At 62.1% G+C, this 25,060-nt stretch carries 29 protein-coding genes; 17 read left to right on the top strand and 12 right to left on the bottom strand.

Annotation, left to right across the window (positions count from 1 at the left end; all coding sequences use genetic code 11):
- The first annotated feature begins 50 nt into the window (after positions 1 to 50).
- Genes CAF87_RS11830 through CAF87_RS11805 form a run of 6 tightly spaced genes read left to right on the top strand, consistent with a single transcriptional unit; the run spans position 51 to position 4,418 of the window.
- Positions 51 to 1,190: a homoserine O-acetyltransferase gene (locus CAF87_RS11830; protein WP_085731566.1), complete on the top strand. Its 1,140-nt coding sequence runs from the start codon at positions 51 to 53 to the stop codon at positions 1,188 to 1,190.
- A 7-nt stretch (positions 1,191 to 1,197) separates the two neighbouring features.
- Positions 1,198 to 1,818: a methionine biosynthesis protein MetW gene (gene metW, locus CAF87_RS11825; RefSeq protein WP_085731565.1), complete on the top strand. Its 621-nt coding sequence runs from the start codon at positions 1,198 to 1,200 to the stop codon at positions 1,816 to 1,818.
- A gap of 26 nt (positions 1,819 to 1,844) precedes the next feature.
- Positions 1,845 to 2,279 carry a DUF4426 domain-containing protein gene (locus CAF87_RS11820; protein ID WP_085731564.1) on the top strand — a complete coding sequence of 145 codons (435 nt, stop codon included), beginning with the start codon at positions 1,845 to 1,847 and terminating at the stop codon, positions 2,277 to 2,279.
- Positions 2,276 to 2,872 carry an RdgB/HAM1 family non-canonical purine NTP pyrophosphatase gene (gene rdgB, locus CAF87_RS11815; protein WP_085731563.1) on the top strand — a complete coding sequence of 199 codons (597 nt, stop codon included), beginning with the start codon at positions 2,276 to 2,278 and terminating at the stop codon, positions 2,870 to 2,872. Before CAF87_RS11820 ends, rdgB begins: the two co-directional genes overlap by 4 nt.
- Positions 2,869 to 4,074: a radical SAM family heme chaperone HemW gene (gene hemW, locus CAF87_RS11810; RefSeq protein ID WP_085731562.1), complete on the top strand. Its 1,206-nt coding sequence runs from the start codon at positions 2,869 to 2,871 to the stop codon at positions 4,072 to 4,074. The genes rdgB and hemW overlap by 4 nt, the downstream gene beginning before the upstream one ends.
- Positions 4,075 to 4,094: 20 nt before the next feature.
- Positions 4,095 to 4,418 carry a DUF3392 domain-containing protein gene (locus CAF87_RS11805; protein ID WP_011336381.1) on the top strand — a complete coding sequence of 108 codons (324 nt, stop codon included), beginning with the start codon at positions 4,095 to 4,097 and terminating at the stop codon, positions 4,416 to 4,418.
- 130 nt (positions 4,419 to 4,548) lie between these two features.
- Here the strand turns inward: CAF87_RS11805 and trmB are convergent, their stop codons facing one another.
- The 4 genes from trmB to CAF87_RS11785 all read right to left on the bottom strand — a co-directional run bounded on the left by trmB (position 4,549) and on the right by CAF87_RS11785 (position 6,791).
- On the bottom strand, positions 4,549 to 5,274 hold the full coding sequence (gene trmB, locus CAF87_RS11800; RefSeq protein WP_085646976.1) for a tRNA (guanosine(46)-N7)-methyltransferase TrmB: 726 nt from the start codon (positions 5,272 to 5,274) through the stop codon (positions 4,549 to 4,551).
- 9 nt (positions 5,275 to 5,283) lie between these two features.
- The gene (locus CAF87_RS11795) at positions 5,284 to 6,078 is read right to left on the bottom strand and encodes a thiazole synthase (RefSeq protein ID WP_085731561.1); all 795 of its coding nucleotides are present in this window, start codon (positions 6,076 to 6,078) and stop codon (positions 5,284 to 5,286) included.
- A gap of 60 nt (positions 6,079 to 6,138) precedes the next feature.
- On the bottom strand, positions 6,139 to 6,339 hold the full coding sequence (gene thiS, locus CAF87_RS11790; protein ID WP_167394879.1) for a sulfur carrier protein ThiS: 201 nt from the start codon (positions 6,337 to 6,339) through the stop codon (positions 6,139 to 6,141).
- A 71-nt stretch (positions 6,340 to 6,410) separates the two neighbouring features.
- Positions 6,411 to 6,791 carry a DUF423 domain-containing protein gene (locus CAF87_RS11785; protein ID WP_085731560.1) on the bottom strand — a complete coding sequence of 127 codons (381 nt, stop codon included), beginning with the start codon at positions 6,789 to 6,791 and terminating at the stop codon, positions 6,411 to 6,413.
- Positions 6,792 to 6,865: 74 nt separating this feature from the next.
- Here CAF87_RS11785 and mtgA point away from each other — a divergent pair, with 74 nt between their 5' ends.
- Positions 6,866 to 7,588: a monofunctional biosynthetic peptidoglycan transglycosylase gene (gene mtgA / locus CAF87_RS11780; protein WP_085709060.1), complete on the top strand. Its 723-nt coding sequence runs from the start codon at positions 6,866 to 6,868 to the stop codon at positions 7,586 to 7,588.
- A 70-nt stretch (positions 7,589 to 7,658) separates the two neighbouring features.
- Here mtgA and rpoH read toward each other — a convergent pair whose 3' ends face one another.
- From rpoH to ftsY, 4 genes are all read right to left on the bottom strand, one after another.
- Entirely contained in the window at positions 7,659 to 8,513 is an 855-nt protein-coding gene (rpoH, locus tag CAF87_RS11775; protein WP_003229146.1) for an RNA polymerase sigma factor RpoH, read from the bottom strand.
- A gap of 115 nt (positions 8,514 to 8,628) precedes the next feature.
- Complete coding sequence (ftsX, locus tag CAF87_RS11770; protein WP_085731559.1) at positions 8,629 to 9,654, bottom strand: permease-like cell division protein FtsX; 1,026 nt, start codon at positions 9,652 to 9,654, stop codon at positions 8,629 to 8,631.
- Positions 9,651 to 10,322 (bottom strand): cell division ATP-binding protein FtsE, encoded by a 672-nt coding sequence (gene ftsE / locus CAF87_RS11765; protein WP_003229148.1) that lies wholly within the window; start codon positions 10,320 to 10,322, stop codon positions 9,651 to 9,653. Before ftsE ends, ftsX begins: the two co-directional genes overlap by 4 nt.
- On the bottom strand, positions 10,319 to 11,821 hold the full coding sequence (gene ftsY / locus CAF87_RS11760; RefSeq protein WP_085731558.1) for a signal recognition particle-docking protein FtsY: 1,503 nt from the start codon (positions 11,819 to 11,821) through the stop codon (positions 10,319 to 10,321). The genes ftsE and ftsY overlap by 4 nt, the downstream gene beginning before the upstream one ends.
- Before the next feature lie 344 nt (positions 11,822 to 12,165).
- Here ftsY and CAF87_RS11750 point away from each other — a divergent pair, with 344 nt between their 5' ends.
- The 5 genes from CAF87_RS11750 (at position 12,166) to CAF87_RS11730 (ending at position 17,505) form a co-directional block, all read left to right on the top strand.
- Entirely contained in the window at positions 12,166 to 13,521 is a 1,356-nt protein-coding gene (locus CAF87_RS11750; protein WP_085731557.1) for a pitrilysin family protein, read from the top strand.
- Positions 13,514 to 15,001 carry a pitrilysin family protein gene (locus CAF87_RS11745; RefSeq protein ID WP_085731556.1) on the top strand — a complete coding sequence of 496 codons (1,488 nt, stop codon included), beginning with the start codon at positions 13,514 to 13,516 and terminating at the stop codon, positions 14,999 to 15,001. The genes CAF87_RS11750 and CAF87_RS11745 overlap by 8 nt, the downstream gene beginning before the upstream one ends.
- Complete coding sequence (rsmD, locus tag CAF87_RS11740) at positions 15,001 to 15,609, top strand: 16S rRNA (guanine(966)-N(2))-methyltransferase RsmD (RefSeq protein WP_085731555.1); 609 nt, start codon at positions 15,001 to 15,003, stop codon at positions 15,607 to 15,609. Before CAF87_RS11745 ends, rsmD begins: the two co-directional genes overlap by 1 nt.
- A 62-nt stretch (positions 15,610 to 15,671) precedes the next feature.
- Entirely contained in the window at positions 15,672 to 16,670 is a 999-nt protein-coding gene (locus CAF87_RS11735; RefSeq protein ID WP_085731554.1) for a hydrolase, read from the top strand.
- Between the two features lie 4 nt (positions 16,671 to 16,674).
- Positions 16,675 to 17,505 (top strand): AraC family transcriptional regulator, encoded by an 831-nt coding sequence (locus CAF87_RS11730; protein WP_085731553.1) that lies wholly within the window; start codon positions 16,675 to 16,677, stop codon positions 17,503 to 17,505.
- 6 nt (positions 17,506 to 17,511) lie between these two features.
- Here the strand turns inward: CAF87_RS11730 and CAF87_RS11725 are convergent, their stop codons facing one another.
- Positions 17,512 to 18,366 carry a sulfurtransferase gene (locus CAF87_RS11725; protein ID WP_085731552.1) on the bottom strand — a complete coding sequence of 285 codons (855 nt, stop codon included), beginning with the start codon at positions 18,364 to 18,366 and terminating at the stop codon, positions 17,512 to 17,514.
- A 27-nt stretch (positions 18,367 to 18,393) separates the two neighbouring features.
- Positions 18,394 to 19,065 (bottom strand): TetR/AcrR family transcriptional regulator, encoded by a 672-nt coding sequence (locus CAF87_RS11720; protein ID WP_085709051.1) that lies wholly within the window; start codon positions 19,063 to 19,065, stop codon positions 18,394 to 18,396.
- Positions 19,066 to 19,211: 146 nt separating this feature from the next.
- Between CAF87_RS11720 and CAF87_RS11715 the strand changes: the two genes are divergently transcribed.
- From CAF87_RS11715 to CAF87_RS11695, 5 genes are all read left to right on the top strand, one after another.
- The gene (locus CAF87_RS11715; RefSeq protein ID WP_085731551.1) at positions 19,212 to 20,642 is read left to right on the top strand and encodes a coniferyl aldehyde dehydrogenase; all 1,431 of its coding nucleotides are present in this window, start codon (positions 19,212 to 19,214) and stop codon (positions 20,640 to 20,642) included.
- 24 nt (positions 20,643 to 20,666) lie between these two features.
- Positions 20,667 to 21,212, top strand: coding sequence for a twin-arginine translocation pathway signal protein (locus CAF87_RS11710; protein WP_085731550.1), 546 nt, complete (start codon positions 20,667 to 20,669; stop codon positions 21,210 to 21,212).
- A gap of 41 nt (positions 21,213 to 21,253) precedes the next feature.
- Positions 21,254 to 22,849 (top strand): GMC family oxidoreductase, encoded by a 1,596-nt coding sequence (locus tag CAF87_RS11705; protein ID WP_085731549.1) that lies wholly within the window; start codon positions 21,254 to 21,256, stop codon positions 22,847 to 22,849.
- 115 nt (positions 22,850 to 22,964) lie between these two features.
- Complete coding sequence (coaD, locus tag CAF87_RS11700; protein ID WP_003229157.1) at positions 22,965 to 23,444, top strand: pantetheine-phosphate adenylyltransferase; 480 nt, start codon at positions 22,965 to 22,967, stop codon at positions 23,442 to 23,444.
- A 102-nt stretch (positions 23,445 to 23,546) separates the two neighbouring features.
- The gene (locus CAF87_RS11695; protein WP_003195146.1) at positions 23,547 to 23,798 is read left to right on the top strand and encodes a YfhL family 4Fe-4S dicluster ferredoxin; all 252 of its coding nucleotides are present in this window, start codon (positions 23,547 to 23,549) and stop codon (positions 23,796 to 23,798) included.
- A gap of 38 nt (positions 23,799 to 23,836) precedes the next feature.
- Here CAF87_RS11695 and CAF87_RS11690 read toward each other — a convergent pair whose 3' ends face one another.
- Entirely contained in the window at positions 23,837 to 24,160 is a 324-nt protein-coding gene (locus CAF87_RS11690; RefSeq protein WP_085731548.1) for a multidrug transporter, read from the bottom strand.
- 67 nt (positions 24,161 to 24,227) lie between these two features.
- A complete protein-coding gene (gene mutM / locus CAF87_RS11685) occupies positions 24,228 to 25,040 on the bottom strand; it encodes a bifunctional DNA-formamidopyrimidine glycosylase/DNA-(apurinic or apyrimidinic site) lyase (protein ID WP_085731547.1) in 813 nt (270 codons plus the stop codon).
- Positions 25,041 to 25,060 lie beyond the last annotated feature (20 nt).

Below are 25,060 nucleotides of genomic sequence, written 5' to 3'. Positions count from 1 at the left end.
GGGGGCAGCGGTCTTTAGACTTACGCCTCATTTCAACGAGAGCAGGGTCGATGCCAGCTGCCTTTCCCCCCGATTCTGTTGGTCTGGTGACGCCGCAAACGGCGCACTTCAGCGAACCGCTGGCCCTGGCCTGCGGCCGTTCGCTGGCCGCTTATGATCTGATCTACGAAACCTACGGCACGCTGAACGCGCAAGCGAGCAACGCCGTGTTGATCTGCCACGCCTTGTCCGGCCACCACCACGCTGCGGGTTACCACAGCGTCGACGACCGCAAGCCCGGTTGGTGGGACAGCTGCATCGGCCCCGGCAAACCGATCGACACCAACAAGTTCTTCGTGGTCAGCCTGAACAACCTCGGCGGTTGCAACGGCTCCACCGGCCCGAGCAGCCTCAATCCGGACACCGGCAAACCGTTCGGCGCCGACTTCCCGGTACTGACCGTGGAAGACTGGGTGCACAGCCAGGCACGCCTGGCCGACCTGCTCGGCATCGGCCAGTGGGCGGCGGTGATCGGCGGCAGCCTCGGCGGCATGCAGGCGCTGCAATGGACCATCACCTATCCGGATCGCGTTCGCCACTGCCTGGCCATCGCCTCGGCCCCCAAGTTGTCGGCGCAGAACATTGCGTTCAACGAAGTGGCGCGCCAGGCGATTCTCACCGACCCGGAATTCCACGGTGGCTCGTTCCAGGAACAAGGCGTGATCCCAAAGCGCGGCCTGATGCTGGCGCGGATGGTCGGGCACATCACCTACCTGTCCGACGACTCCATGGGCGAGAAATTCGGTCGCGGCCTGAAGAGCGAAAAGCTCAACTACGACTTCCACAGCGTCGAGTTCCAGGTCGAAAGCTACCTGCGCTATCAGGGCGAAGAATTCTCCGGGCGCTTCGATGCCAACACTTATCTGTTGATGACCAAGGCGCTGGATTACTTCGATCCGGCAGCGAACTTCGACGATAACCTGGCGAAAACCTTCGAAGGCGCGAAAGCCAAGTTCTGCGTGATGTCGTTCACCACCGACTGGCGCTTCTCCCCCGCTCGCTCGCGGGAACTGGTGGATGCGCTGATGGCTGCGCGCAAGGACGTCAGCTACCTGGAAATCGACGCGCCCCAGGGCCACGACGCCTTCCTGATTCCGATCCCGCGTTATTTGCAGGCGTTCGGCAATTACATGAACCGAATTACGGTGTGAACAAGCCATGAGAGCTGATCTGGAAATCATCCAGGAATGGATCCCCGCCGGCAGCCGCGTGCTCGACCTCGGTTGCGGTGACGGCGAGTTGCTGACCTGGCTGCGCGACCACAAACAGGTCACCGGCTATGGCCTGGAAAACGACGCCGACAACATCGCCGAGTGCGTGGCCAAGGGCATCAACGTCATTGAGCAGGACCTGGACAAGGGCCTGGGCAACTTCGCCAGCAACAGCTTCGACGTCGTGGTAATGACCCAGGCCCTGCAAGCCGTACATTACCCGGACAAGATCCTCGACGAAATGCTGCGGGTCGGTCGCCAGTGCATCATCACCTTCCCCAACTTCGGCCACTGGCGCTGCCGCTGGTATCTGGCGAGCAAGGGCCGGATGCCAGTGTCCGAGTTCCTGCCGTACACCTGGTACAACACGCCGAACATCCACTTCTGCACCTTCGAAGACTTTGAAGAACTTTGCCGCGAACGTGAGGCGAAGGTCATTGATCGGCTTGCCGTGGATCAACAGCACCGTCACGGGTGGGCCAGTAAGCTATGGCCTAATCTGTTAGGTGAGATCGGTATCTACCGCGTCAGCAGCCCGGGGCTGCAGGATCACAGAATCGCGGTCTGAACCACGACATTGCGAGGAGAACGAACATGGGACGCCTGATTACCACGCTGTTGGCCGCCTGCCTGAGCCTGTCGGCCGTGGCAGCCGATGCCATCAAGAGCGAGCGCCAGGAAACCTTCGGCGACGTGACGGTGCACTACAACACCTTCAACTCGACCTACCTGCAACCGGACATCGCCAAGGCTGCCGAGCTGATCCGCAGCAAGAACCAGGGCGTGATCAATGTCTCGGTGATCAAGGACGGCAAGCCGTTGACCGCCAACGTCACCGGCACGGTGAAAGATCTGACCAGCCAGAGCGTGCCGCTGACCTTCCGCCAGATCACCGAACAGGGCGCGATCTATTACATCGCCCAGTACCCGGTGGAACAGCAGGAAACCCGCACCTTTGAAATCAAGGTGCAGACCGGCGACAAGATCAACACCATCAATTTCAACCAAGAGCTTTTCCCTGGCCAATGATCAATCTCAAGCAACTCGTACTGGCCAGCCATAACGCCGGCAAACTCAAGGAACTCCAGGCCATGCTCGGCGAATCGGTGCAATTGCGCTCGATCGGCGAATTCAGCAGCGTGGAGCCGGAAGAAACCGGCCTGTCGTTCGTCGAGAACGCGATCCTCAAGGCCCGTAATGCCGCGCGCATTTCCGGGCTGCCGGCGCTGGCCGACGATTCGGGTCTGGCGGTGGACTTCCTCGGCGGTGCGCCGGGCATCTACTCGGCGCGCTATGCCGACGGCAAGGGCGACGCGGCAAACAACGCCAAACTGCTCGACGCCCTGAAAGACGTGCCTGAAGTCGAGCGCGGCGCACAGTTCGTCTGTGTGCTGGCGCTGGTGCGTCATGCCGACGATCCGCTGCCGATTCTGTGCGAAGGCCTGTGGCACGGGCGCATCCTGACCGCCGCCAGCGGTGAACACGGTTTCGGCTACGACCCGTTGTTCTGGGTGCCGGAGCGTAACGTGTCCAGCGCCGAGCTGAGCCCTAGCGACAAGAACCAGATCAGCCACCGCGCCCGTGCAATGGATCTGCTGCGCCAGCGTCTGGGCTTGAAATGACCCGTGCTTCTTCTGCGTCGCCACTGATCGTCGGTGGCGCCGCCTCCTCGCCTCGGGCGCCGTTGCCGACGCTGCCGCCTCTGGCGCTGTACATCCACATCCCGTGGTGTGTGCGCAAATGCCCTTATTGCGACTTCAACTCGCACACAGCCAGCCCGGTGCTGCCGGAGCAGGAATACGTCGATGCGCTGCTCGCCGACCTGGATCAGGATCTGCACGCGGTGTACGACCGTGAGTTGAGTTCGATCTTCTTTGGTGGCGGCACGCCGAGCCTGTTCAGTGCCCAAGCCCTTGGTCGCTTGCTGGAAGGCGTCAAACAACGCATCCCGTTTGCCGATGACATCGAAATCACACTGGAAGCCAACCCCGGGACTTTCGAGCAAGAGAAGTTCGTCGCCTACCGCAAACTGGGGATCAATCGTCTGTCGATCGGCGTCCAGAGCTTCCAGCAGGAAAAGCTCAAGGCCCTCGGCCGCATCCACAACGGCGACGAAGCCGTGCGGGCGGCAGGCATGGCGCGCCAGGCCGGTTTCGATAACTTCAACCTCGACTTGATGCACGGCTTGCCGGACCAGTCGCTGGACGATGCCCTGAGCGATCTGCGCCAAGCCATCGAACTGAAACCGACGCACATCTCCTGGTATCAGCTCACGCTGGAGCCGAACACCGTGTTCTGGAACCAGCCGCCAGTGCTGCCGGAAGACGACACGCTGTGGGACATTCAAGAAGCCGGACAGGCGCTGCTGGCCGAACACGGTTACGCGCAGTACGAGGTTTCCGCTTACGCCCAACCGGGTCGTCCGGCGCGGCATAACCTCAACTACTGGAGTTTCGGCGACTTCATCGGCATCGGCGCCGGCGCCCACGGCAAGCTCAGCCATCCGGACGGGCGCATCGTGCGCACTTGGAAGACGCGCTTGCCGAAGGACTACCTCAACCCAGCCAAAAGTTTCCAGGCCGGCGAGAAAGCCCTGACCAACGACGAGATGCCATTCGAGTTCCTGATGAACGCCCTGCGCCTGACTGCCGGCGTCGAATCACGCCTGTATCCCGAGCGCACCGGCCTGCCGCTGGAGAGCCTCGATGAACACCGCCGCGAGGCCGAACAAAGCGGTCTGTTGCAGGTCGAACCGTCACGTCTGGCGGCCACCGAGCGCGGACAACTCTTTCTCAACGATTTACTGCAGAAATTTCTGAGCTGAATGGCTCCCGGGGAAACCGCATGGATTTGATACTCGACCTGCTCGCCACTGTCTCCCGCTGGAGCCGCAGCAACCTCTCGGAAATCGCGCTGGCTCTGGTGGGCTGCCTGCTGGTGCTGTTCGGCGCCGACTTCAAAGGCTGGGTCGAGCAACGCCTGGGCAGCATCGCCGGCGCCCTGCGCGTCCCGCTGATGGCCCTGCTGTGCATGATCGGCAGCGGCGCGGCGCTGATCTACGCCACACCCTGGGTGGTGAAGGGGCTGAGCCAGTTCAACAACTACAGTCTGGCGCCGGTGTTGTTGGTGGTGCTGGTGCTGATTGGCGTGGTCGCTGACCGCCGCTGATTTTCAGCACACACAAAATAACTGTGGGAGCGAGCCTGCTCGCGATAGCGACTTAACATTCAACATCATCGTTGACTGTCAGACCGTTATCGCGAGCAGGCTCGCTCCCACATGGGGTTCTGCGTAAGGCTTAAGCGAGCTTTTCGAACTTCAGATCCCACACGCCATGCCCAAGACGTTCGCCGCGGCGTTCGAACTTGGTGATCGGGCGTTCGGCCGGGCGTGGTACGCACTTGCCGTCTTCGGCGAGGTTGCGATAGCCCGGGGCGACGTTCATCACTTCCAGCATGTATTCGGCGTACGGCTCCCAGTCGGTGGCCATGTGCAGAATGCCGCCAACCTTCAGCTTGCTGCGCACCAGTTCAGCGAAGGACGCCTGAACGATGCGGCGCTTGTGGTGGCGGCTCTTGTGCCACGGATCCGGGAAAAACAGCATCAGGCGATCGAGGCTGTTGTCGGCGATGCAGCGGTTGAGCACCTCGATCGCGTCGCAATCGTAGACCCGCAGATTGGTCAGGCCCTGGGTCAGCACGCCGTTGAGCAGCGCGCCGACACCCGGACGGTGAACCTCGACACCGATGAAATCCTGCTCCGGCGCAGCGGCTGCCATTTCCAGCAGCGAGTGGCCCATGCCGAAACCGATCTCCAGCGAACGCGGCGCGGAACGGCCGAACACCTGATCGTAATCCACAGGCGCATCGGCCAGCGGCAGGACGAACTTCGGCGCGCCCTGATCCAGGCCGCGCTGCTGGCCTTCGGTCATGCGCCCGGCGCGCATCACAAAGCTCTTGATGCGGCGGTGTTGGCGCTCGTCGCCTTCTTCCGTCTGGATTGGCGTGTCGTTCGATTCAGTCATCAATAGCTCTTACTTGATCAGACCATCCAGCGGCGAAGAGGCGCTGGCATAGAGTTTTTTCGGCATGCGGCCGGCGAGGTAGGCCAGGCGGCCCGCGACGATCGCGTGTTTCATGGCTTCAGCCATCATGATCGGCTGCTGAGCGTGGGCGATCGCCGAGTTCATCAGCACCGCATCACAGCCCAGCTCCATGGAGATGGTGGCGTCGGAAGCGGTGCCGACACCAGCATCCACCAGCACCGGGATCTTGGCTTCTTCGAGGATGATCTGCAGGTTGTACGGGTTGCAGATCCCCAGGCCCGAACCGATCAGACCGGCCAGCGGCATCACCGCGATGCAGCCGATCTCCGCCAGTTGCCGGGCGATGATCGGATCATCACTGGTGTAAACCATCACATCGAAGCCTTCCTTGACCAGCACTTCGGCGGCCTTGAGGGTTTCGATCACGTTGGGGAACAGGGTTTTCTGGTCGGCCAGCACTTCCAGCTTCACCAGGTTATGACCATCGAGCAGCTCACGGGCCAGGCGGCAGGTGCGCACAGCCTCGACAGCGTCGTAGCAACCGGCGGTGTTCGGCAGAAAGGTGTAGCGATCCGGCGACAGTACGTCGAGCAGGTTCGGCTCGCCTTCGATCTGTCCCAGGTTGGTGCGGCGCACGGCAAAGGTGACGATCTCGGCACCCGAGGCTTCGATGGCCAGGCGGGTTTCTTCCATGTCACGGTACTTGCCGGTACCGACCAGCAAACGCGACTGGTAAGTACGACCGGCCAGAACGAAAGGCTTGTCGCTACGAACGATGCTCATGGGAAATCCTCTGTTGGGGTGAGGGTCTTGCAGAATTCTCGGCCGATGCAGGCCTGGCAACTAGCCGCCGCCGATGGCGTGCACCACTTCGACATTGTCGCCGTCGTTCAAAGTGGTGTCGGCGTGCTGGCTGCGCGGGACGATATCCAGATTGAGCTCGACCGCGACGCGGCGTCCGGTCAGGTCCAGACGGGTCAGCAGGGCCGCAACGGTTTCACCGTCGGGCAGTTCAAGGGATTCGCCGTTCAACTGAATGCGCATGCCGGATGCCGCCATCATTTTTAGGGGGTGGCATTCTAGCCCGATCATGACCTAAAGGTCAGCACCAAGCGTCAAGCGGTTGGCTGCAGGCGCCAGGCGGCGAGTCCGAGGCACAGCCAGCCGATCAGGAATGCCAGGCCACCGAATGGGGTGATGATGCCGAGCTTGCCGATGCCGAGGGTGGTCAGCAGGTACAGGCTGCCAGAGAACAGCAGGATACCAATGCTGAACGAGATGCCGGCCCAGGCGACCAGACGCCCCTGAAGCTGCGTGGCCAGCAGCGCCACGCCGAACAGCGCCAATGCGTGTACCAACTGATACATGACGCCAGTGTGGAAGATCGCCAGGTACTCCGGGGTCAGGCGGTTTTTCAGGCCATGGGCGGCGAATGCGCCGAGGCCGACACCAGTGAAACCAAAGAAGGCAGCCAGCATCAGAAAGCTACGCAGCATGTAGAACTCCACTCAGACTCGATCGGCAGGGTCTGTATAATGGCCCGCTCAACCGGTTCGGCCAAGCCATCTCTATGCTGCGTTTATTTCTCCGTCGTTTCACGAAGGCCCTGCTCTGGTTCGCGGGCGGCAGCGTATTGCTGGTGTTGGTGTTTCGCTTTGTGCCGCCACCGGGCACTGCGCTGATGGTCGAGCGCAAGATCGAATCCTGGGTCGACGGCGAACCGATCGATCTGCAACGCACCTGGAAGCCGTGGGACGAAATTTCCGATGACCTGAAGGTCGCGGTGATTGCCGGCGAAGACCAGAAATTCCCCGAGCACTGGGGTTTTGACCTGAGTGCGATCAAGGCTGCACTGGCCCACAACGAACTCGGTGGCTCGATTCGCGGCGCCAGCACGTTGAGTCAGCAAGTGTCGAAGAACCTGTTCCTGTGGTCGGGCCGCAGTTATCTGCGCAAAGGCCTGGAAGCGTGGTTCACCGCACTGATCGAAGTGTTCTGGCCCAAGCAGCGGATACTTGAGGTGTACCTGAACAGTGTCGAATGGGATGACGGCGTGTTTGGCGCCGAAGCAGCGGCACGGCATCACTTTGGCGTGAGCGCCAAGTCATTGTCCCGGCAGCAGGCGAGTTATCTGGCGGCCGTATTGCCCAATCCCCGGGTCTGGAGCGCCAGCCACCCGACTTCCTATGTTTCGCGCCGGGCCGGATGGATTCGCCAGCAGATGAGCCAGCTGGGTGGCGACAGCTATCTGCTGACACTCGATGATTCACGCCGCGCGCCCTGGGCCCAATGAGTTTCTGAAGTGCACACAAAAACGCCCCGATCATCGCTGATCGGGGCGTTTTTTATTGCCGGACTACCGGTTACGCGGCAATCGACAACTTCAGCTTGTTCATCGCGCTCTTCTCAAGCTGACGGATCCGCTCGGCCGACACGTTGTACTTCTGCGCCAGGTCATGCAGCGTGGCTTTCTCTTCTGCCAGCCAGCGCTGGTAGAGGATGTCGCGGCTGCGCTCGTCCAGCACTTCCAGTGCTTCGTGCAGGTTGTGATTGGAGTTGTCGCTCCAGTCGGCATCTTCCAGCTGACGCGCCGGGTCGTATCGGTGGTCTTCCAGGTAGTTGGCCGGCGACTGGAAAGCGCTGTCGTCGTCAGCTTCGGCAGCCGGGTCGAAGGCCATGTCATGGCCGGTCAGGCGACTTTCCATCTCACGCACTTCACGGGGCTCGACGCCGAGGCTTTCCGCCACACGGTGGACTTCCTCGTTGTTCAGCCAGGCCAGTCGTTTCTTCTGGCTGCGCAGGTTGAAGAACAGCTTGCGCTGGGCTTTGGTGGTCGCGACTTTAACGATCCGCCAGTTGCGCAGGATGAACTCGTGAATCTCGGCCTTGATCCAGTGCACCGCGAAGGACACCAGACGCACGCCCATTTCCGGGTTGAAACGCTTCACGGCCTTCATCAGGCCGACGTTACCTTCCTGGATCAGGTCAGCCTGAGCCAGACCGTAGCCGGAATAGCTACGGGCAATGTGTACGACAAATCGCAGGTGGGCGAGCACCATCTGCCGAGCCGCCCCAAGATCCTGCTCATAGTAGAGACTCTCGGCCAGTTCACGCTCCTGCTCCGGCGTCAGCAATGGAATGCTGTTGACGGTGTGCACATAGGCTTCCAGGTTTGCGCCCGGAACCAATGCATACGCAGGTTGCAAAGAATTGGTCATACGAAAAAACCTCCGACTTACATACTCGCGCCTTTCGGCACTGCGAAAAATTGACCGGAAACTCAGGTACAAGTTCCCTAAAAAACCGCAAGGTCAATCACGCGCAAAAAAGATTCTACTTCGGCGCCAGCTCCCTGAGATGACGTGCGACTGCAATCCATGCACCGATATAACCCAACAGCACCGCACCAAGCAAGAGCGACAGACCGTCGGCAACTGGCACTCCGGCCAGTGCGAAATCACTGCCATAAAGGCCGGCCAGCCCAACCACCGCGTCGTTCAGCCAGTTCAGGCCGAACGCCAGCACTCCCCAGGACAGCAGCCCCGCACCGAAGCCATACAGCGCGCCCATATAAAGGAAGGGGCGACGCACATAGCTGTCGGTGCCGCCGACGAGTTTAATCACTTCTATCTCTGTGCGGCGGTTTTCAATATGAAGACGAATGGTATTGCCTATCACCAAAAGTAATGCGGAAACCAGCAACACCGTCAGACCGAAGACAAAGCGGTCGCCGAGCTTGAGGATGGCGGCCAGACGCTCGACCCAGACTAGATCAAGTTGCGCCTGTTGTACCTTGGGCAGCTCGGAAAGTTTTTGTCTTAATGCTTCCAGGGTCGACTTGTCGACCTCGTTCGGCGTGACCAGCACCACGCCCGGCAACGGGTTTTCCGGCAGCTCGCGCAGGGCTTCGCCCAGTCCGGACTGCTGCTGGAACTCTTCCAGCGCCTGGTCGCGACCGACATATTCAGCATCAGCTACACCGGGCATGCCCTTGATCTGATCCCGCAGCTTCTCGCCTTGAGCCGGACTGGCCTCGAGCTCCAGGTACAGCGAAATCTGTGCCGCACGCTGCCAGGAACCGCCCAGTCGCTCGACGTTATTCAGCAACAGCGACAGCCCCATCGGCAGGCTCAGCGCCACCGCCATCACCATGCAGGTGAAAAAGCTGCCGATCGGCTGCTTGCCAAGACGGCGCAGGCTGTCCAGCAGGCTGGCACGGTGGCTTTCGATCCAGGCGTGAAACAGCGTGGCGAAGTCCGGACCATCATCCTCGTCGTGCTTTTTCTTCTTCGGCGGCTGCGGATCGGCGGCCTTCGGGGCCACGCGCTCGGAAACCTTCGGACTACGTGTTGCACTCATACGCCGGCCTCCCCGTCGCCGATCAATCGGCCGCGTTGCAGGGTCAGCATGCGATGGCGCATGCGCGCAATCAGGGCCAGGTCGTGACTGGCGATCAGCACGCTGGTGCCCAGACGGTTGATGTCTTCGAACACGCCCATGATCTCGGCCGCCAGACGCGGGTCGAGGTTACCGGTCGGTTCGTCCGCCAGCAGCAGGGCCGGGCGGTGCACGATGGCGCGGGCAATGCCGACGCGCTGTTGCTGACCGGTGGAAAGGTCGCCGGGGTACAGATCGGTCTTGTCCGACAGCGCCACGCGCTCCAGCGCCGAATCGACGCGTTTGGCGATTTCCGCCTTGGACAGCCCGAGGATCTGCAACGGCAGCGCGACGTTGTTGAACACCGTGCGATCGAACAGCAACTGGTGATTCTGGAACACCACGCCGATCTGCCGACGCAGGAACGGGATCTGCGCATTGCTGATGGTGCTCAGGTCTTGCCCGGCCAGCAGCAGTTTGCCGCTGGTCGGACGCTCCATCGCCAGCAGCAGGCGCAACAGGGTGGATTTACCGGCACCAGAGTGGCCGGTGACAAACAGGAACTCGCCGCGACGGACTCGAAAGCTCAGCTCATGCAAGCCGACGTGACCGTTCGGGTAGCGCTTACCGACCTGTTCGAAACGAATCATGAACGCTCCCGCTCGGCAAACAGTGCCTGGACAAAGGGTTCGGCTTCAAAGGTACGCAGATCGTCGATGCCCTCACCGACGCCGATGTAGCGGATCGGCAGGCCGAATTGCTTGGCCAGGGCGAAAATCACCCCACCTTTGGCGGTGCCGTCGAGCTTGGTCAGCGCCAGGCCGGTCAGTTCGACGGTCTGGTTGAATTGCTTGGCCTGGTTGATGGCGTTCTGGCCAGTACCGGCGTCGAGCACCAGCAGCACTTCGTGCGGCGCATCGGCGTCGAGCTTGCCGATCACCCGGCGAACCTTCTTCAGTTCTTCCATCAGGTTGTCTTTGGTGTGCAGGCGACCGGCGGTGTCGGCGATCAGCACATCGATGCCACGGGCCTTGGCGGCCTGCACGGCGTCGAAGATCACCGAAGCCGAGTCCGCGCCGGTGTGCTGGGCTATCACCGGAATCTTGTTGCGCTCGCCCCAGACCTGCAACTGCTCGACCGCCGCGGCGCGGAAGGTGTCGCCGGCGGCGAGCATGACTTTCTTGCCTTCCAGTTGCAGCTTCTTCGCCAGTTTGCCGATGGTGGTGGTCTTGCCGGCACCATTGACGCCGACCACGAGGATCACGAACGGCTTGTTCTGCGAAACGATTTTCAGCGGCTGCTCGACCGGCTTGAGCATCGCGGCCAGCTCGGCCTGCAGGGATTTGTACAGGGCGTCGGAATCGGCCAGCTCTTTACGTGCGACCTTCTGGGTCAGGCGCTGGATGATCACCGAAGTCGCTTCGACGCCGACATCGGCGGTCAACAGGCGGGTTTCGAGGTCGTCGAGGAGATCGTCATCGATAGCCTTCTTGCCGAGGAACAGGCTGGCCATGCCCTCGCCGATGCTGGCGCTGGTCTTGGACAGGCCTTGCTTGAGACGGGCAAAGAAGCCGGCCTTGGTTTCTTCGGTGCGAGGCGCCTCGACCGGAGTTTCGGCGACCGCGACAGGCGCAGCGACAACCGGTGCAGGTGCAGGTGCAGGTGCAGGTGCAGGTGCAGGTGCAGGCTCGGGAGCAGCAACAATCGGTGCAACCGGCGCAGCGACCACAGGCTCGGGAATGACAGGAGCAGGTTCGATCACCGGCGGCTGAACAGGCTCAGGAGTGAATGCAACCGGTGCCGGGATCGGCGGCGTAATGTGCGGCGCAGCCTCTTCGACCAGCGCCACAGGCTCTTCCGCCACGGGCAAGGTCAGCCATGGCTGGGCAGCCGGGGTCAGCGGCAGTTCAGCGGCAGCCGGCGCTTCAGGCTCTACTTCGGCCACCGGTTGCAACACCGGTTCGGCAATCGGCAGCACAACCGGAGCCGGCACTTCTTCTATGACAGGTGCTGGTGCCGGGGCTGGCTCAGGAATGGCAGTCGGCTGTTCGACGACGGGTTCCTGCGGCTTTTTGCGCAGCCATCCGAACAGGCTTTTCTTCTCGCCAGCCGCAGCTGGGGTCTTCTTGTCGTCGTTGGAACCAAACATGGAGGACGGCTATCTCACGGTAGCGACGCGCCACAGGGGCGCCCCGGCAAATAAATATTCGATGCAGAACAGACTGTGTTTCACCCAGCTTGTTCACGCGCAACATTTTGTCGAGGCGCCAACAGCACCTCAAAGGAATCGTTTTAATGAAGGACTAGCCGGCAAAATCGGCGAAAAAGCGAAGTTTAGCTGATAAACCCAGGCCTTCTGCCGCAAACCCATACAACCTGATCAAGTTTCAAAACCGGATAGGCGTGGTCGCCGGTAAAACGGATCAGTATCCTAGCACCTCCTCGCCCGCCTAGGCTAAGACCAAGCGGGCAGCCGAACAGGTTTAAAAACGAATGAATGCTCTAGCCCGCCGCGCCGCAGGCCTGCTGCTCAGCACGGTCTGCCTGCCCCTTTCGGCCCTGGCGGCCGACCCGCAACCGACCCACGAATTCACCCTCGACAATGGCCTGAAGGTCGTCGTGCGCGAAGACCATCGCGCGCCGGTGGTGGTGTCGCAAGTCTGGTACAAGGTCGGTTCCAGCTACGAAACCCCTGGCCAGACCGGTCTGTCCCACGCCCTCGAGCACATGATGTTCAAGGGCAGCGAGAAAGTCGGCCCAGGCGAAGCCTCGCTGATCCTGCGCGACCTCGGCGCTGAAGAGAACGCTTTCACCAGCGATGACTTCACCGCTTACTACCAGGTGCTGGCCCGCGATCGCCTGGGTGTAGCCTTCGAGCTGGAAGCCGACCGCATGGCCAATCTGCGCCTGCCGGCCAACGAGTTCGCCAAGGAAATCGAAGTCATCAAGGAGGAGCGCCGCCTGCGCACCGACGACAAGCCGATGTCCAAGGCCTATGAGCGCTACAAGGCCATGGCCTACCCGGCCAGCGGTTATCACACACCGACCATCGGCTGGATGGCCGACCTCGACCGGATGAAGGTCGAAGAACTGCGCCACTGGTACCAATCCTGGTATGTGCCAAACAACGCCACGCTGGTGGTGGTCGGCGACGTGACCCCGGACGAAGTGAAAACCCTCGCCCAGCGCTACTTCGGGCCGATCCCGAAACGCGATGTGCCGCCGGCGAAGCAACCGCTGGAACTGGCCGAGCCCGGCGAACGCCAGATCACCCTGCACGTGCAGACCCAACTGCCCAGCCTGATGCTCGGTTTCAACGTGCCGAGCCTGGCCACCGCCGAAGACAAACGCTCGATCAACGCCCTGCGCCTGATCTCGGCGCTGCTGGACGGCGGCTACAGCGGTCGCATCCCGACCCAGCTGGAGCGCGGCGAAGAACTGGTGTCCGGCGGTTCGTCGAGCTACGACGCCTACACCCGTGGCGACAGTCTGTTCACCCTGTCGGCCACGCCGAACACCCAGAAGAAAAAGACCATGGCCCAAGCTGAAGCCGGCCTGTGGAAACTGCTGGAACAGCTGAAAACCACCGCACCGTCCGCTGAAGAGCTGGAGCGCGTGCGTGCGCAAGTCATCGCCGGCCTGGTTTTCGAACGCGATTCGATTACCAGCCAGGCCACCGCCATCGGCCAGCTGGAGACCGTCGGTCTGTCGTGGAAGCTGATGGACACCGAACTGGCCGATCTGGAAAGCGTCACCCCGCAAGACATCCAGAACGCCGCCAAGCTGTATTTCACCCGCGAACGTCTCAGCGTCGCCCACGTCCTGCCACTGGAGACGACTCATGAGTGAGCGCAAAACCCCACGCCTGCTGCTCGGCCTGATCGCCGTGGCCGTCATTGGCTCCGCCGCGCTGTATCTGGCGCCGAGCGACAACAGCAAGGCCAGCGAAGCGCTGGATAACGCCAAGTCCAGCCAGAAGCTGCAATCGCTGGCCGAACTCGACGGCAAGGCCCCGGCCAGCCGCAAACTCGACGTACAGACCTGGAACACCGCCGAAGGCGCCAAGGTGCTGTTCGTCGAGGCTCGCGAACTGCCGATGTTCGACATGCGCCTGATCTTCTCCGCCGGCAGCAGCCAGGACGGCAACGCACCGGGGCTGGCCCTGCTGACTAACGCCATGCTCAATGAAGGCGTGGCGGGCAAGGATGTCGGCGCCATCGCCCAGGGCTTTGAAGGCCTCGGTGCGGATTTCGGCAACGGCGCCTACAAGGACATGGCCATCGTTTCGTTGCGCAGCCTGAGTGCCGCCGACAAACGCGAGCCGGCACTGAAACTGTTCTCGGAAGTGATCGGCAAGCCGACCTTCCCCGCCGACTCCTTCGCACGCATCAAGAACCAGATGCTCGCCGGTTTCGAGTACCAGAAACAGAACCCCGGCAAGCTCGCCAGCCTGGAGTTGATGAAGCGCCTGTACGGCGATCACCCGTATGCACACTCCAGCGATGGCAGCGCGCAAAGCGTGCCGAAAATAACCTTGGCGCAACTGCGTGAGTTCCATGCCAAGGCCTATGCCGCCGGCAACGTGGTGATTGCGCTGGTCGGCGACCTGTCCCGCAGCGAAGCCGAGGCGATTGCCAATCAGGTCTCCGCTGCCCTGCCGAAAGGCCCGGCGCTGGCGAAGATCGCCCAGCCGCAGGAGCCGAAGGCCAGCGTCGGCCACATCGAATTCCCGTCCAAGCAGACCAGCCTGATGCTCGCGCAACTGGGCATCGACCGTGACGACCCGGACTACGCCGCACTGTCGATGGGCAACCAGATCCTCGGCGGCGGTGGTTTTGGCACCCGCTTGATGAGCGAGGTCCGTGAGAAACGTGGCTTGGCCTACGGTGTGTATTCGGCGTTCAGCCCGATGCAGGCTCGTGGCCCGTTCATAATCAATCTGCAGACCCGCGCGGAAATGAGCGAAGGCACCCTGAAACTGGTGCAGGACGTGCTCGCCGATTACCTGAAGACCGGCCCGACCCAGAAAGAACTCGACGACGCCAAGCGTGAACTGGCTGGCAGCTTCCCGCTGTCCACTGCGAGCAACGCCGATATCGTCGGCCAGCTCGGCGCCATGGGTTTCTACAACCTGCCGCTGAGCTATCTGGACGACTTCATGCGTCAGTCCCAGAGCCTGACCGTCGAGCAGGTCCGCGACGCCCTGAACAAACACCTGAGCACGGACAAAATGGTCATCGTCAGCGCTGGCCCGACCGTGCCGCAAAAGCCGTTACCGGCCCCATCTGATAAGCCTGCCGAGCAACCGCTCGGGGTTCCGGAGCATTAATGGCCAGTCCAAAGAAACCTGTACAAAAACTGCACAACGGTGTGAATCAGTTGCGCATCATCGGCGGCGAATGGCGCAGCCGCAAACTGAGCTTCCCGGATGCGCCGGGCCTGCGCCCGACGCCGGACCGGGTGCGCGAAACCCTGTTCAACTGGCTCGCGCCGTACGTTGCCGGGGCCAAGGTGCTCGATCCGTTCGCCGGCAGCGGCGCGCTGTTTCTGGAAGCGCTGTCCCGTGGCGCGTCCATGGGGCAGGCGCTGGATGCCAGCCACGTCGCCGTCTCCAGCCTGAAAGAACACCTCGGCACGCTGCGCTGCACCAACGGCCAGGTGCAGACCGCTGATGCCTTGCGCTATCTGGAAACCCAGAGCGCGACCGCGTTCGATCTGGTGTTCCTCGACCCGCCGTTCAACCAGAACCTGCTGCCCGCGGTGTGCACGCTGCTGGAAGAGCGCCAATGGCTGGCCGATGATTCGTGGATCTACACTGAAAGTGAAACCGCGCCATCGACCCTCGGCCTGCCAGGCAACTGGCGCCTGCACCGCGAGCAGAAATCCGGGCGGGTGTACTACGCGTTGTGGCAACGTATGGCAGTGATCGCCGGCTAACCGCCGGCCTGAAAAAGCGGCGAGCCTCAGCCGAGGCTCGCTGCGCTGCATCGAGAGCGATCGTGTCCCCTTCGTCAAAACCGTTCATCCCCGCCTTCGGCCTCGGCAATCCGCACCTGCAAACCTTGTGGGGGCCGCTGTGGCGCAAGACCGTGCACCTTGATCGCCAGCGCGAGCGGCTATGGCTGGAGGACGGTGATTTCCTTGATCTCGACTGGCACGGCCCACACAGCGCCGAAGCGCCACTGGTGTTGGTGCTGCACGGGCTGACTGGCTCTTCCAACTCGCCTTACGTCGCCGGAATCCAGGCAGCGCTCGCCGCCCAAGGCTGGGCCAGCGTTGCGCTGAACTGGCGCGGCTGCTCGGGCGAACCGAATCTGTTGCCGCGCAGCTACCATTCCGGCGCCAGCGAAGACCTCGCCGAAACCATCCGCCATCTGAAGGCCAAGCGGCCATTGGCGCCGTTATATGCGGTCGGTTATTCCCTCGGCGGCAACGTGCTGCTCAAGCATCTGGGGGAAACCGGCAGCGCCAGCGGCGTGCTCGGCGCAGTGGCGGTGTCGGTGCCGTTTCGACTGGATCAATGCGCCGACCGTATCGGCCAGGGTTTCTCGAAGGTCTATCAGGCGCACTTCATGCGCGAGATGGTCGCCTACATCAAGAACAAGCAGCGCCAGTTCCAGCATGACGGGCGCGAAGATGGTCTCGCCGCACTGGCAGCCCTCGGTTCGCTGGAAAACATGCGCACCTTCTGGGACTTCGACGGCCGGGTGACTGCGCCACTCAATGGCTTTGCCGATGCCGAGGATTACTATCGCCGTGCGTCGAGCCGCTATTTTCTTGGGGAAATCCGTACACCGACCCTGATCATTCAAGCGGCGGACGACCCGTTCGTGTTCCCCCACAGCCTGCCTTCAGCCAGTGAGCTGTCGAGTTCGACCGCATTTGAACTGCAGGCCCGGGGCGGGCATGTCGGTTTCGTCGACGGTTCGTTCCGCCAACCGGGTTATTACCTGGAACGGCGCATTCCCCAATGGCTGGCCGACGCGGGGCGCGAGTGACGTCATGAGCGAACAGGGCGAGTCGATCCGTTTCTGGCAAACCGCGCCACTGGCCGGCGTCGAGCTGCTCTCGGCGCGCTACATCGAGCATCGCTTCGCCCCGCATGTCCACGACGGCTACGTGATCGGCATGATCATGGCCGGCGCCCAGCGCTATCGTTATCGCGGTGCCGAGCACCTGGCCGGCAGCGGCACGCTGGTGCTGATCAACCCGGACGAATTGCACACCGGCCACAAAGGCACCGAGGACGGCTGGCTGTACCGGGCGTTTTATCCGGATACCGGCAAGATTGTCTCGCTGCTCGAAGAACTGGAACTGCCGACTGCGCCGATGCCGGCTTTTGGCGCGACGCTGTACCGCGATCCGGATCTGGTCAATGGCTTCAGCCAGTTGCACCGTTTGCTGGAAAGCCCCGCCACCGCACTGCAACAGCAAACGGTGTGGCGCGAAATGATGATGCTGCTGTTGCAACGTCACGCGGCGGTGCAGATCAACGGCAAACCCGGCAAGGAACATCGTGCGGTGGTGATGGCCAAGGAGTTACTGCACGCGCAACTGGCGGCACCACCCTCACTGGAAGAACTGGCGGCGGCGGTGAACCTCTCGCCTTTCCACTTCGCCCGGGTGTTCCGCCGCGCCACCGGCATGCCGCCGCACACCTGGCTGATGCAACAGCGGATTGCCTGTGCCCGGGGTTTGTTGCAGAGCGGCTGCCTGCCGGTGGAAGTTGCCACGCAACTGGGCTTTGCCGACCAGAGTCATCTGAGCCGGCAGTTCAAACAGGTTTATGGCGTGGGGCCAGCGGCCTATCGCAGTGCGCGGCTGGACCGCTGAACGCGCTTACTCGCCCGTGGCGATACCGCGCGACGGCTCGTTGATCCACTCGCTCCACGATCCGGCATACAGCGTACCCAACGGATAACCCGCCAGGCACAGGGCAAACAGGTTGTGACACGCCGTCACCCCGGAACCGCAATACGCCACCAGATCGTTCGGCGAACGCTCGCCGAGTTTCGCGGCGAAGCGCTGCTTGAGCTGATCGGCCGGCAGGAAGCGCCCGTCGCTACCCAGATTGTCGGTGAACGCCGCGCATTGCGCGCCGGGAATGTGCCCGGCAATCGGATCGATCGGCTCCACTTCGCCCTTGAAGCGCGGCAATGCACGAGCATCAAGCAGGGTCAGGGCCGGCTGACCGAGGCGCTGCTGCAATTGCTCGGCGCTGAGCAGCAGATGCTTGTCCGGCTGCCCGCTGAACGTCCCGCGCGCCACCGAAGGCGCATCCAGGCTCAGCGGCAGACCGGCCGCGTGCCAGGCCTTGAGTCCGCCATCGAGAATGAACACGCCGTCACGCTTGCCCAGCCATGCCAGCAACCACCAGGCACGCGCCGCGTAGGCACCGGGGCCGTCGTCATACAGAACCACGTCGCTGTCGTTGTTGATACCGAAAGCTTGCAGACGCTCGATCAACGCCGCTGGCTCCGGCAGCGGATGCCGTCCGGTCACGCCCTTGGTCACCGGCCCGCTCAGGTCACGTTCAAGATCGGCGAAACTCGCCCCGGCAATGTGCCCTTCGGCATAGCTGCGCTGGCCGTAATCCGGGTCTTCGAGGGCAAAACGGCAATCGAGAATCACCAGCCCCGGTTGCTCCTTGCGGGCATCCAGCGTGGTCGGGCTGATCAGTTGCGCAATCGGCATAGCGAACGACTCCTGTGAGCGGATGGGTCAGGACCTTTCTTCGAGGGCCTGGGCCAACGGTACGTAGAATTCTTCGAACAGTGCATTGACCTCATCGCGGGCCTGCTCGGTGACAAACCCGGCCTCCAGCACCAGCACCTGATACACGCCACGTTTAATGGCCTGCTCGCTGAGATGATTGGAGTTTTCCCGGGTGGTGCACAGAAAGCGCACCCAGGAAGTGAGGATGATCCACGCGTTGAGGGTCAGGGATTCGATCTGCACCCGGTCCATCTTCAGAATCCCGGCGGCGACGAAGCCTTCATAGATAGCTGCCCCCTGAATCACGCAGCGCTGGGAAAAGCGCCGGTAACGCCCGGCCAGGTCCGGGTCGCTGTCGAGCAAGTGCTCGAGATCGCGGTGCAGAAAACGGTAGCGCCACATCGCCGACAGCAGTTCCTTGAGATAGAAACGCTTGTCTTCGACCGTCGCCGCACGCCCCTGAGGCGGGCGCAGGAAGCTGTCCACAAGGCTTTCGTACTCACTGAACAGCACAGCGATGATCGCCTGCTTGTTGGGGAAGTGGTAGTACAGATTGCCCGGAGAAATCTCCATGTGGGCGGCGATGTGATTGGTGCTGATGCTGCGCTCGCCCTGCTGATTGAACAGCTCGAGGCTGTTCTGCACGATGCGCTCGCTGGTTTTGATCCGTGGGGCCATGGCTTGAGCTTTAATTCAGAGTGCGTTGGGGGGCATCTTACGACCTAACCGGAATGGGATAAAACCATGATGCCCAAGGAAGTCATTTGACTTTCTAGAGCATAGACTCTAAAAAGTTCCTCACAACAACATATCCGGAGCTGACAATGACTGCCGATATTGCCTACCTGCAAACGCTGCAACAGCCGCTGGAAGAGCTCAATCGGCTGTTCGATGCGCAGCGTGCCGCCTACGCCGCCAACCCGATGCCGCCGGCGGCCCAGCGTCAGCAATGGCTCAAGGCCCTGCGCGATTTGCTGAGCAGCGAACGGCAGGCGCTGATCGACGCCATCAGCTCCGACTTCAGCCACCGCAGCGCCGATGAAACCCTGCTCGCCGAACTGATGCCGAGCCTGCACGGCATTCACTACGCCAGCCGGCACATCAGCCAGTGGATGAAACCTTCGCGGCGCAAAGTCGGCGTCGCCTTCCAGCCGGCATCGGCGAAAGTCGTGTATCAGCCGCTGGGCGTCGTGGGCGTCATCGTGCCGTGGAATTACCCGTTGTTCCTGGCCATGGGCCCGTTGACCGGTGCCCTCGCGGCGGGCAACCGGGTGATGCTCAAGCTCAGCGAATCGACCCCGGCCACCGGCCTGCTGCTCAAGGAATTGCTGGCGCGAATCTTCCCCGAAGATCTGGTCTGCGTGGTGCTCGGCGAGGCCGACGTCGGCGTGGCGTTCTCGAAACTGCGTTTCGATCACCTGCTGTTCACCGGCGCTACCAGCATCGGCAAGCACGTGATGCGCGCGGCGGCGGAAAACCTCACGCCGGTGACCCTGGAGCTGGGCGGCAAATCCCCGGCCATCGTCTCCCAAGATGTACCGCTCAAGGACGCGGCCGAACGCATTGCCTTCGGCAAGACCCTCAACGCCGGCCAGACCTGTGTGGCGCCGGACTACGTGCTGGTGCCGGAAGAACGGGTCGGCGGCTTTGTCGAAGCCTATCGCCAGGCTGTGCGCGGGTTTTATCCGACACTCGCAGACAACCCGGACTACACCGCCATCATCAATGAACGCCAATTGGCGCGACTGAACAGCTACCTCAGCGACGCCACCAGTAAGGGCGCGTTGCTGATTCCGCTGTTCGATCAGGGCCAGGGCCGACGCATGCCTCACAGCCTGCTACTGAACGTCAGCGACGAGATGACGGTGATGCAGGACGAAATCTTCGGCCCGCTGCTGCCGATCGTGCCGTACCGGAACCTGGATCAGGCATTTGCTTACATCAATCAGCGGCCACGTCCTCTGGCCCTTTACTACTTCGGCTACAACAAACGCGAACAGAACCGCGTGCTCCACGAAACCCACTCCGGTGGCGTCTGCCTCAACGACACGCTGCTGCATGTGGCACAGGACGACATGCCGTTCGGCGGTATCGGGCCGTCGGGGATGGGCCATTACCACGGACACGAAGGCTTTCTGACCTTCAGCAAAGCCAAGGGTGTGCTGGTTAAACAGCGCTTCAACGCGGCGAAGCTGATTTACCCGCCGTATGGCAAATCCATTCAGAAACTGATCCAGAAACTGTTCATTCGCTAACGTCACCGCCGGGTAATAACAACAATGCACCCAAGCCTGACCGAAACACCTGCCCTGTCGCGCCGCGGCCTGCTGAAATTCAGCCTCGGCGCCACGGCTTTCCTCGCCACCGCCGGCCTCGGCGCTAGCCTCAGCGGCTGTTCGTCGAGCGTACCGGCCAACGGATTCGCCACGTTGCGCAGCGGCGACCTGCTGTTTTTGCGCGCGCTGATTCCGGTAATGCTCGATGGCGCCGTGGCTGCGGAAAAAATGCCCGCCGCTGTCGACGGAACCCTGAAATCACTGGATTACAGCCTCGATCACCTGTCGCCGGAAATGCTCAAGCTGACCCGACAGCTGTTCGACGTGCTGGGCATGGCCGTGACCCGGGGACCGCTGACCGGAATCTGGGGCAGTTGGGAAAACGCCAGCCCCGAGGCGATCCGGCACTTTCTCGAGCGCTGGGAAAACAGCTCGTTGAGCCTGCTGCGCATGGGCCACAGCTCCCTGCAGCAAATGGTGATGATGGCCTGGTACACCCGCGCCGAATCCTGGGCGCACTGCGGTTATCCCGGCCCACCCACGGTTTAAGACTCGCGCCTCCCCCGAACAATAATAAGAGAGCCTGATTGATGCCCGTACCCGACTCGTTTCGCGAAGGCCTTGCCCGTGGCTGGAAAACCTACAACGGCGCACAACTGACCGACGACCTGACTCTGGAAGCCGACGTGGCCATCATCGGCAGCGGTGCCGGCGGCGGCACCACGGCGGAAATCCTCAGCGCCGCCGGTTATAAAGTGCTGCTGATCGAAGAAGGCCCGCTCAAGACCAGCAGCGACTTCAAGATGCTGGAAGACAAGGCCTACAGCAGCCTTTATCAGGAAGGCATCGGCCGCATGAGCAAGGACGGCGCAATCACTATCCTTCAGGGCCGTGCGGTCGGCGGCACCACCCTGATCAACTGGACCTCGAGTTTTCGCACCCCCGAGCCGACCCTCGAACACTGGGCCAAAGAACACAACGTCAAAGGCCACAGCCCCGCCGACATGGTGCCTTGGTTCGAAAAAATGGAGCAGCGCCTCGGCGTCGCCCCTTGGATGGTCCCACCCAACGCCAACAACGACGTAATCCGCAAAGGCTGCGAACAACTCGGCTACAGCTGGCACGTGATCCCGCGCAATGTGCGCGGCTGCTGGAACCTCGGCTACTGCGGCATGGGCTGCCCGACCAACGCCAAGCAATCGATGATGGTCACGACCATCCCGGCGACCCTGGAAAAGGGCGGCGAACTGCTCTATCTGGCTCGCGCCGAAAAACTGCTGATCAACGGCGACAAGGTCACCGGCCTGCAATGCGTGGCAATGGACGAACGCTGCGTCGAGCCGACCGGGCGCAAGATCACGGTCAAGGCTCGCCATTACGTGCTGGCCGGCGGCGGCATCAACAGTCCCGCCCTGCTGCTGCGCTCGGATGCGCCGGATCCGCATCAACGCCTCGGCAAGCGCACGTTCCTGCACCCGGTGAACATGTCCGCCGGGCGCTTCGACGAGGTCATCAACCCGTTTTACGGAGCGCCGCAGTCGATCTACTCCGACCATTTCCAGTGGAAGGACGGCACCACCGGGCCGATGGCCTTCAAACTCGAAGTGCCGCCGTTGCACCCGGCGCTGGCCGCCACCCTGCTCGGCGGCTTCGGTCAGGAAAACGCACAGCACATGGTCGACCTGCCCCACACTCATGCCATGCTGGCTCTGCTGCGTGACGGGTTTCACCAGGACAGTCAGGGTGGCAGCGTCGAATTGCGTGGCGACGGCTCGCCGGTCCTCGATTATCAGGTGTCGCCTTACGCCTGGGACGGTTTGCGCCGGGCCTTCCTTGTCATGGCCGAGATCCAGTTCGCCGGTGGCGCCAAAGCGGTGATGCCGATGCACGCGGATGCACGTTATGTGAATAGCCTGGCCGAGGCGCGCAAGATGATCGACGGTTTGAGCCTCGAGCTGTACCGCACCCGCCTGGGCAGCGCCCACGTCATGGGCGGTTGTGCGATGGGCGAAGACCCGAAAACCGCCGTCACCGACAGTCTCGGCCGCCATCATCAACTGAGCAATCTGTCGATTCACGACGGCTCGCTGTTCCCCACCAGCATCGGCGCCAACCCGCAGTTGTCGGTGTATGGTCTGACGGCGCAACTGGCGACGTCCCTCGGCGAACGGCTGAAAAACCCGTGAAAAAGCCGAAGATTCGTACCGTCCATAGTGCTTTCTTACCCAAAAGGCGACTTGGCCGACCGGGACGGCTGCGATACCATCCGACTCCCCAACGGATTCCCGCCAGGACGACGCGATGAACCGAGTGTTGTACCCAGGTACCTTCGACCCTATTACCAAGGGCCATGGCGATCTGGTCGAACGCGCCTCGCGCCTGTTCGACCATGTGATCATCGCCGTCGCCGCCAGCCCCAAGAAGAATCCGCTGTTCCCGCTGGAACAACGGGTCGAGCTGGCCCGCGAGGTCACCAAACACCTGCCCAACGTAGAAGTGGTCGGCTTCTCGACGCTGCTGGCGCATTTTGCCAAAGAGCAGAACGCCAATGTGTTCCTGCGTGGTTTGCGCGCGGTGTCGGACTTCGAATACGAATTCCAGCTGGCCAACATGAACCGCCAGCTGGCACCGGATGTGGAGAGCCTGTTTCTCACCCCGTCCGAGCGTTATTCGTTCATTTCCTCGACCCTGGTGCGGGAAATTGCAGCCCTGGGCGGCGATATCAGCAAGTTTGTCCACCCGGCAGTGGCTGATGCCCTGACCCTGCGCTTCAAGAAGTAACGACCGTTCAAACGGCGCCCGCGTGCACTACGGGCGCCAATGCGGCACAATTGCGCGCATTGATTTATTGCGCCCGGGCCCGCCGCCCCGGCTGGAGTTAGCATGTCCCTGATCATCACCGACGATTGCATCAACTGCGACGTCTGCGAACCTGAGTGCCCGAACGCCGCCATTTCCCAAGGCGAAGAGATCTACGTGATCGACCCGAACCTGTGCACCCAGTGCGTCGGCCACTACGACGAGCCGCAGTGCCAGCAGGTCTGCCCGGTGGATTGCATTCCACTGGACGAAGCCCATCCGGAGACTGAAGAACAGTTGATGGAGAAATACCGCAAGATTACCGGCAAGGCTTGAGTCTCTGACCGTGATCGCAGCGTCAGGCTGCGATCACGTCATTCACGCTGCTCGAATCCTTCCCCGGTACAGCCCAGGCAACGCACGAAAGCCGCTTTCGCCGGCGCCACCACCAGCGCCTCCCCCGCATCGCCGACACCGCCACCCAGCGCGGTAAACGGCAACGACACCACAAACACCCCCGCACCGATCACCGTGGCCGCCACCAGCAAGGGGCGGGCAATCAGCAGATCGCCGATCATGGCGTAGGCCGGTGGATTCTGGATGGCATATCGCGGATCACCGCTGCCGCCCTCCGTGGCCTGAACGGTCAGGCTGGAGCACAGCAGCAGTGCGAGGAGCAGGGCTTGCGAGGACTTCATGGCACGATCCTTCGGGCTGAACAGTGAGACAACTCACTATAGACCGTAGGACTTTTTCAGCTTTTCGTCAGGTCTGGCAGCGCGGACAGAAGACACTGGCCCGCTGGCCCAGCTTCACTTCCCGCAGGCCTGTGCCGCAGACCTTGCAGTGTTCGCCACCGCGACCGTAGACAAACAGCTCCTGCTGGAAATACCCCGGCTGCCCGTCACCACCAATAAAGTCGCGCAACGTGGTACCGCCACGTTCGATGGCGGCGGCGAGGATGCGTTTGATCTCGATCGCCAGCTTCAGATAACGCGCCCGGGAAATACCCTTGGCTTCACGGCGCGGATCGATGCCGGCGGCGAACAGTGCTTCTGTCGCGTAAATATTGCCGACCCCCACCACCACCGCGTTGTCCATGATGAACGGCTTGACCGCCATCGACCGTCCGCGTGACAGCTGAAACAACCGTTCGCCATCGAACAGATCGGTCAACGGCTCCGGCCCCAGGCGAATCAGCAATTCGTGATTGAGTGGATCGTTGCTCCAGAGCATCGCCCCGAACCGTCGCGGATCGGTGTAGCGCAGGGCCAGGCCGGATTCCAGTTCGATATCCACATGCTCATGCTTGGCTGCCGGCATTCCGACCTCCACCAATCGCAAATTGCCCGACATGCCCAGATGGCTGATCAGTGTGCCGACTTCGGCATTGATCAGCAGGTACTTGGCGCGCCGCTCGACCAGCACGATGCGCTGCCCGGACAGGCGCACATCGAGGTCTTCGGGAATCGGCCAGCGCAGCCGCCGGTCACGCACGATCACCCGGCTGACGCGCTGGCCTTCCAGGTGCGGGGCGATGCCGCGGCGGGTGGTTTCGACTTCCGGCAGTTCAGGCATGGATTCCTCGAATCATCAGC

The organism is Pseudomonas sp. R38(2017), assembly GCF_002112395.1.
Classification (GTDB): Bacteria; Pseudomonadota; Gammaproteobacteria; order Pseudomonadales; family Pseudomonadaceae; genus Aquipseudomonas.
The sequence above is the reverse complement of the archived record's forward strand: the minus strand, read 5'-3'. Positions and strand labels throughout refer to the sequence as shown.